1 protein-coding gene is annotated in these 1254 nt (G+C 34.9%); it reads right to left on the reverse strand.

All coding sequences use genetic code 11. The features are described from left to right. Positions 1–64: 64 nt before the first annotated feature. Positions 65–1213, reverse strand: coding sequence for an IS30 family transposase (locus tag SPD89_RS22780; RefSeq protein ID WP_336264234.1), 1149 nt, complete (start codon positions 1211–1213; stop codon positions 65–67). Between the last annotated feature and the right edge of the window lie 41 nt (positions 1214–1254).

Below are 1254 nucleotides of genomic sequence, written 5' to 3' on the forward strand. Positions count from 1 at the left end.
TATGGTTGTTTATTTTTTAATTTAATTTAATTATCTTTTGATTTGGGCTTTTTTAAATACTTTATTATGCTTGTGCCTGTTCCCTTTTATTCAGAATTTCCCTGCATTCCCTTGCAATATCATTGGCTGTTTTATAGTCGAATATGCCCCGTGGATAGTTGTTCATCCAGTCTTCAATCTTTGCTATTTCTTCATCGCTAAAATCGTTTATATCGGTACCTTTCGGTATAAATCGCCTGATTAATTTATTTGAATTTTCATTCGTGCCACGTTCCCATGAACTGTAAGGATGTGCATAATAAACCTTTGTTCTCGTCATTTCTGTTGAATGGATGGATTGCTCTAAACCCTCGAAATCTAGGAATTCACTGCCATTGTCAACCGTAATGGTTTTGAATGTTTCCTGAAAGGTTTTACCATATTTTCTTTCTAGCTCATTCACTACATCAATTACAGACTTCTGTGTTTGATTCTGCATTTTATAAATGATTTCCTCACGTGATTTTCGTTCACTTAACACAAGAAGAGCCGCCCCACTTCCACCGCTTTTTCCTACCACGCAATCCATTTCCCAATGTCCATAGATGCTTCTGTCTTCCACCTCTTCAGGTCGCTTTTCAATGCTTGTTCCTTTGAGGTTTTTGTGGGCGATTTTAACCTTTTTATAACTTCCTTTCTTCTTGTTTTTCTTTACGGGAAGGTCTTTATTTGTAAGGTTTAAAAACACTTCCTGATCAATATAATTGTATAACGTTTTCGTACAAATGGTAGTTTCAAAATCCAATTCCTGTGCATGAATTTCACCAATAACGGCACCGGGAGAATACTTCTCTTTAACTATTTTTTTCTCAATATGTTGAGCGAGTTTATGATCATTACTGATTTTTAAACCAGGACCTTTATTCGCTGCATTTTGATAATAAATGCGTTGTGATGCATCAGCACAATAATCGTATCTTTCGGTCAAATCACTATTAAGCTGTTTAACGGTACCTCTTGTAATTTCTCTTTCAATCGTGCGTTTATCCCTGTCTAATTTTTTAGCAATATCAGCAGGCTTTAAACCCACCCCTATGAATATTTCAATATCATAACGTTCTCTTTCGGTTAAATGTTTATTCTTTCTCGATTTTGGGTTAAACTGTAATTGGCTCATGGTATTCCTCCGTATATGTTTTTTGTAGTTAATTAACATTATACACGGAATTACCATGAGTTTTTTTACCCTTGCGGCATTTAATTATACAACTTACC

Origin of the sequence: Pseudogracilibacillus sp. SO30301A (assembly GCF_037072025.1) — a bacterium.
Classification (GTDB): Bacteria; Bacillota; Bacilli; order Bacillales; family Amphibacillaceae; genus Pseudogracilibacillus.